Raw genomic sequence first — 6,370 nt, 5'->3', positions numbered from 1 at the left:
TCCCCTTCCGGGGTGCTTTTCACCTTTCCCTCACGGTACTGGTTCACTATCGGTCACTAGGGAGTATTTAGCCTTGGGAGATGGTCCTCCCGGATTCCGACGGAATTCCTCGTGTTCCGCCGTACTCAGGATCCTCCTAGGTGTTATCCAAATTTCGCCTACGGGGTTTTTACCCTCTTTGACATACTTTTCCAAGTATTTCGACTATCTGAATAGACTACCATATCGGAGTCCTACAACCCCAACAAGCAAGCTTGTTGGTTTGGGCTTTTCCCGTTTCGCTCGCCGCTACTCAGGGAATCGAATTTTCTTTCTCTTCCTGCAGGTACTTAGATGTTTCAGTTCTCTGCGTCTACCTCGACTGCGCTATGTATTCACGCAGACGTAACATCCTATAAAAGATGCTGGGTTTCCCCATTCGGAAATCTCTGGATCATAGCTTACTTACAGCTCCCCAAAGCATATCGGTGTTAGTCCCGTCCTTCATCGGCTCCTAGTGCCAAGGCATCCACCGTGCGCCCTTATTCACTTAACCTTTGACCTTACGGTCGGTTTTGAGTACTTCTTCTAGCGATAGAAGGTTGCTCAAGAAAATAAGCGTTGAACTTATTAAAAAACTCTTTTAACATTTCAACTCGGTGTGTGTTACTTGTTTTGATTTTTTCTTCGATATCCAGTTTTCAATGAACAAATTTTGTTTGAGAGTAAACCTCTCAAAACTGAACAAAGGCAAACGATGTGTAGTCTTCCGAAATATTCCTTAGAAAGGAGGTGATCCAGCCGCACCTTCCGATACGGCTACCTTGTTACGACTTCACCCCAATCATCTATCCCACCTTAGGCGGCTGGCTCCAAAAAGGTTACCTCACCGACTTCGGGTGTTACAAACTCTCGTGGTGTGACGGGCGGTGTGTACAAGGCCCGGGAACGTATTCACCGCGGCGTGCTGATCCGCGATTACTAGCGATTCCGGCTTCATGTAGGCGAGTTGCAGCCTACAATCCGAACTGAGAGAAGCTTTAAGAGATTAGCTTAGCCTCGCGACTTCGCAACTCGTTGTACTTCCCATTGTAGCACGTGTGTAGCCCAGGTCATAAGGGGCATGATGATTTGACGTCATCCCCACCTTCCTCCGGTTTGTCACCGGCAGTCTCGCTAGAGTGCCCAACTAAATGATGGCAACTAACAATAAGGGTTGCGCTCGTTGCGGGACTTAACCCAACATCTCACGACACGAGCTGACGACAACCATGCACCACCTGTCACTTTGCCCCCGAAGGGGAAGCTCTATCTCTAGAGTGGTCAAAGGATGTCAAGACCTGGTAAGGTTCTTCGCGTTGCTTCGAATTAAACCACATGCTCCACCGCTTGTGCGGGCCCCCGTCAATTCCTTTGAGTTTCAACCTTGCGGTCGTACTCCCCAGGCGGAGTGCTTAATGCGTTTGCTGCAGCACTGAAGGGCGGAAACCCTCCAACACTTAGCACTCATCGTTTACGGCGTGGACTACCAGGGTATCTAATCCTGTTCGCTCCCCACGCTTTCGAGCCTCAGCGTCAGTTACAGACCAGAGAGCCGCCTTCGCCACTGGTGTTCCTCCATATATCTACGCATTTCACCGCTACACATGGAATTCCACTCTCCTCTTCTGCACTCAAGTCTCCCAGTTTCCAATGACCCTCCCCGGTTGAGCCGGGGGCTTTCACATCAGACTTAAGAAACCGCCTGCGCTCGCTTTACGCCCAATAAATCCGGACAACGCTTGCCACCTACGTATTACCGCGGCTGCTGGCACGTAGTTAGCCGTGGCTTTCTGGTTAGATACCGTCAAGGGATGAACGTTCTACTCTCATCCTTGTTCTTCTCTAACAACAGAGTTTTACGATCCGAAAACCTTCTTCACTCACGCGGCGTTGCTCGGTCAGACTTTCGTCCATTGCCGAAGATTCCCTACTGCTGCCTCCCGTAGGAGTCTGGGCCGTGTCTCAGTCCCAGTGTGGCCGATCACCCTCTCAGGTCGGCTATGCATCGTTGCCTTGGTGAGCCGTTACCTCACCAACTAGCTAATGCACCGCGGGTCCATCCATCAGTGACGCAAAAGCGCCTTTCAACTTTCTTCCATGCGGAAAATAGTGTTATACGGTATTAGCACCTGTTTCCAAGTGTTATCCCCTTCTGATGGGCAGGTTACCCACGTGTTACTCACCCGTTCGCCACTCTTTTTCTTTCGGTGGAGCAAGCTCCGGTGAAAGAAAAAGCGTTCGACTTGCATGTATTAGGCACGCCGCCAGCGTTCGTCCTGAGCCAGGATCAAACTCTCATAATGATTTGTTTGAATGACCATACGGTCATTAAGCTCATAAAAATTAACTTCGCTAGCTATTGCTTGCATGTATTTGTTTCAATAAATTGAAACGTCCTACACATTGGTTCGTTTGCTTGCTTTGTTCAGTTTTCAAAGGTCTACAGTGCTGTGTTAGCAACTTTTATATCATATCAGAGCGACAATTGATTGTCAACTCTTTTTTAAAAGTTTTTTTCGCTCGTTATTTTTCAACTTCGCAGCGGCTGTCTCAGCGACTTTACTAGAATAACAAATGATTTGTTATTTGTCAACAACTTTTTTTAATTAATTTTGTTGATTTATCAACATCGATTAACTGTTTTATTATTGCGACTTTGTTATAATATCATCTGTTTCATTTTTGGTCAAGTCTTTTTTGAAGTTTTTTCAAAAGCTTTTTTGACCTGCTGGCTCAATTGCCAACGTTGAATACTTTATCATTCTAAGAATGAAAGAGCAAGCTTTTTTCTGAAATATTTTCAACTAAGTCGAGATAACCAAAAAAACTACCCAAAATAGGTAGTTTAATCAATATCGATCGTACGAAAACGGATCTGATTTTGATCGTCTCGTTTTAAGGTTGTTTCTTCTTTCAGATAAGAAAACTTCTTCTCATTGATCGCTGGATTCTCAAGCATTTCTTCATAACCCGCAAAAATATCATGGATATATTTTTTATACGCTTTTTTCTTTTTGATTCTTTTCTTCATTTGGCACCGTCCTTTACGTGCTTATCTTAGCAAGCCGAAAGGATTCTGACAACCATTATCCGCATTTTCATACCAAAAATTCACTTTGACACAACTATTCCATTAATTCAGCCAAGTGACACTAATGGAATAAAATGTTTAGCTTGCGGTCAAACGTTTTTGAAAAGCCAATCGCTCTCCGTTCGGAAAAGGGAATGTTACCTCTCCTTTGTATTGGTAGCCAGCTGCTTGGATATTCTTTTGCATACCAATATTAGCTTTATACGTATCGATACGTAAATCAACGATTTCTTGCTCTAATGCAACCACTTCAAGAGCTTGCAGCAATTTGGCGCTTAACTTTTGCCCTTTAAAATGAGAACTGACAACGACGCGATGAATGGATAGATATGGACCGTTTCCATCCCACCCTGCGCCGGTAATTGCGTTGTAGACAGGATCATCACCAGAAACCAACGCTGCAGACGCTGCGATTTTTCCATCTTTCACCAACACATAGCTTTCACCATTGGCAATATCTGCTTTGATTTGATTTTCTTTAGGACCGTACCCATCTTGCCATTGCGGAGATCCTTGTGCTTTTAAGAAAGCAATGCCTTCTTCAAAAAGCGCCATCAACTCAACCAGATCATCCTCCGTTGTTTTACGAAACTTCTCCATTAAAAACCACCTTTCTTCTATAAAAAGAAGCGGATAGTAAAGCATTCAAAGTCGTTCTTAATCAATCGTTTTTAATTTCCCCTGGAACTCACTGATTGATTGATACCCTTTTTCTTTCATGATCGCTGCTAATTCTTTCGTCAATCGTTCAAAGATCACCGGTCCTTCTTTTTGCAGCTCTGTGCCGATCTGCAACATAGAAGCGCCACATAACAAATGTTCGTACGCATCTTGACCATTACGAATCCCACCAGTACCGATAATTTTGATTTCTGGCTTGAGACGTGTATAGAAAGCCCGCACATTGGCTAATGCCGTTGGTTTCACATATTCGCCTCCCAAACCGCCAAAACCATCTTTTGGTTTGATAACTACTGAGTCAGTAGCAGGATCAATGAATAAAGCATTCCCAATACTATTGATTGAATTGATATAAGTTAACGGATACTTGTTCAATATCTTAGCCATCTCATCAAAGTGCGCCAAATCAAAGTATGGCGGCAATTTGACACCTAAAGGTTTTGTAAAAAAACCAAAGACTGTTTCCAGAATTTGATCGGTCAAAGGAAAATCATAGGCAACTTGGGGTTTTCCTGGCACGTTTGGACAAGAAAGATTTAACTCTGTGATTCCTTCAAAATCACTTTCTTGGATTTTCTTCAATAACTCAATGTTTTCAGCCACGCTCATACCAGCGACAGAGAAAAAGAAGGGCGCTTGCTGGGTCACTTCCTGCTGTTTTTTGATGGCATAGTCTAAGTAGTAGTCCACCCCTAGATTTGGTAAGCCCATCGAATTGATGCTTCCTAACAGTAAATCGGTATAACGTGGTTCTGGATTTCCGGCACGCGCTTCTAGTGTTGCACTCTTCGTGACAAATGACCCAGCTGGTGACGCTGCTAATTCATCTAATTCCTCGATCGTCATACAATGGACTCCTGAGGCGTTCATAAACGGATTTTTGTATGTATATTTCCCAAAATTCGTAGCTAACATTGATTCATTCCTCCAATCTTTTCAACTAGTTTACCGTTTCATTTCTGAAAATGCAATGCAATCTTCGCAAACTTTCTGCAAGCACTGACTAAAAGCAAGATAGTTAAAGACAAGCATCCAACTTAAATCCAAAAAGACTCTTCTATCAACTTTATTCAGCTGATAAAAGAGCCTAAGACATTTATTTTCTACGATAAAATCCTTAACGAATCCCCAAAGCAATCCGTGCATAACGACTCATTTTATCAGTCGTCCAAGCGGGATACCAGACTAGTTTTACTTCTGGATTTTTGACTTCTGGAATATCGCTTAATGCTTCGTGTATCGATTCAGTCAATACGTCGGCTAAGGGACAGCCCATTGTTGTTAAGGTCATTTTGATTACGGTATTGCCTGTTTCTGCATCAAATTCGACTTCATAAACTAAGCCTAGATTCACTATATCAATCCCCAACTCAGGGTCAATCACGGTTTCCAAGGCAGCCAAGACACGCTCTTTGATTGCTTCTGCTTCTACTTCAGTATATGCCACGGTTGAAGACCTCCTTTAATTCTTGTTTCAAATAATACCTTCTTTTGCAAGATTTGTAAATGGACGATCCTTGATTATGGACGGCTTTTCTTGTGTATTTTCAGTTCTGGGAAGACCCCAGTCGTTTTAAAGGTCCGTTGTTCATCATCTGTCGCAAAACGACCTGTGATCGATTGGGTCGGCACAAAGTTAATAAACGCATTGCCGTCTGCTTCTAAAACGGCTTGTTCTAAATCGTAGATCTCGTAGCGGGTCACGACCATCATGATCATATTGCCTGGTACGCCTGAATAGCCTCCGACTGAGGGGAACAAAGTCATGCCGCGAAACACATGCTTAGAAATATTTTTCCCAACAGCTTCCGCATTGGTCGTAATAATCATCGCCGTTACCTTTTGATGACTTGTGTGCAGCATGTCCACCACGTAGCTCATTGCGAAAATCGAAATGATCGTGTACAAGGCACTTTCCCAAGAAAAGACGAAACCTGAGACCATGACAATGATGCCGTTTAAAATAAACATATATTTACCGACCGTTTTTCCAGTCGTTTTTGATAATATCAACGAAAGGATATCCATTCCGCCGGTGGTAAAACCCATTTTCAGTGAAAACGCAACGCCGACGCCTAACAGTACGCCACCGAGCAAAGCGTTAACCAAAATATTGTCAGTGATTGCTCCTTGTGGAAGGATTATCGTTAAGACAGAAACGACAACGACATTGATAAAGCTCAATAGTGTCGATGATTTCCCGAGTTTGATGAACCCGAGAACAAAGATAGGCAAGTTTAAGAGGAAAATAAACAGCCCTGTACTAAGGTGAACGCCAAAATGTTCCAAGGCAAGTGCCACGATCAATTGGGCGACCCCGTTCATCCCAGCAGAAAGAACGTTTGCGGGAATCAAAAAGAAATTTAAAGCAATGGCTGCGGTGATACCTGACAGCAAAATAACCCCTATTTTTTTCAATCGTTCTGATTGTTCGTGCTTCGTTAATAACTTACTCACAATGATCTAGCTCCTTCACTAAAAATCTCCTTCCAAAGAATAGCAGTTTGTGTGAAAAAATGAAACAATTATTTGCAAAAATTTACTTTTCATTCCCGCATCGTTCGCCTCCATGTTAAA

General features: G+C 43.3%; 5 protein-coding genes and 2 rRNA genes (1 of these 7 cut by a window edge). All 7 read right to left on the bottom strand.

The window, feature by feature from the left end:
- A 23S ribosomal RNA gene (locus IGI92_RS07480) occupies nucleotides 1-535 on the bottom strand (it extends 2,380 nt beyond the left edge of the window).
- Nucleotides 536-764: 229 nt separating this feature from the next.
- Nucleotides 765-2,324, bottom strand: a 16S ribosomal RNA gene (locus tag IGI92_RS07475).
- Together the 16S and 23S rRNA genes form the textbook arrangement of a ribosomal RNA operon.
- A 542-nt stretch (nucleotides 2,325-2,866) precedes the next feature.
- Nucleotides 2,867-3,052, bottom strand: a complete 186-nt coding sequence (locus IGI92_RS07470) for a hypothetical protein (RefSeq protein ID WP_005236216.1) — start codon at nucleotides 3,050-3,052, stop codon at nucleotides 2,867-2,869.
- A 138-nt stretch (nucleotides 3,053-3,190) separates the two neighbouring features.
- A complete protein-coding gene (locus IGI92_RS07465) occupies nucleotides 3,191-3,712 on the bottom strand; it encodes a GNAT family N-acetyltransferase (RefSeq protein WP_430608400.1) in 522 nt (173 codons plus the stop codon).
- 57 nt (nucleotides 3,713-3,769) lie between these two features.
- Nucleotides 3,770-4,708 (bottom strand): dihydroorotate oxidase, encoded by a 939-nt coding sequence (locus tag IGI92_RS07460; RefSeq protein ID WP_430608399.1) that lies wholly within the window; start codon nucleotides 4,706-4,708, stop codon nucleotides 3,770-3,772.
- 202 nt (nucleotides 4,709-4,910) lie between these two features.
- On the bottom strand, nucleotides 4,911-5,240 hold the full coding sequence (locus tag IGI92_RS07455) for a metal-sulfur cluster assembly factor (protein WP_005231940.1): 330 nt from the start codon (nucleotides 5,238-5,240) through the stop codon (nucleotides 4,911-4,913).
- A 74-nt stretch (nucleotides 5,241-5,314) separates the two neighbouring features.
- On the bottom strand, nucleotides 5,315-6,250 hold the full coding sequence (locus IGI92_RS07450) for a YitT family protein (protein ID WP_005236241.1): 936 nt from the start codon (nucleotides 6,248-6,250) through the stop codon (nucleotides 5,315-5,317).
- Between the last annotated feature and the right edge of the window lie 120 nt (nucleotides 6,251-6,370).

The sequence above is a fragment of the Enterococcus sp. DIV2379 genome, assembly GCF_050542965.1.
Lineage (GTDB): Bacteria > Bacillota > Bacilli > Lactobacillales > Enterococcaceae > Enterococcus_D > Enterococcus_D entomosocium.
The sequence above is the reverse complement of the archived record's forward strand: the minus strand, read 5'-3'. Positions and strand labels throughout refer to the sequence as shown.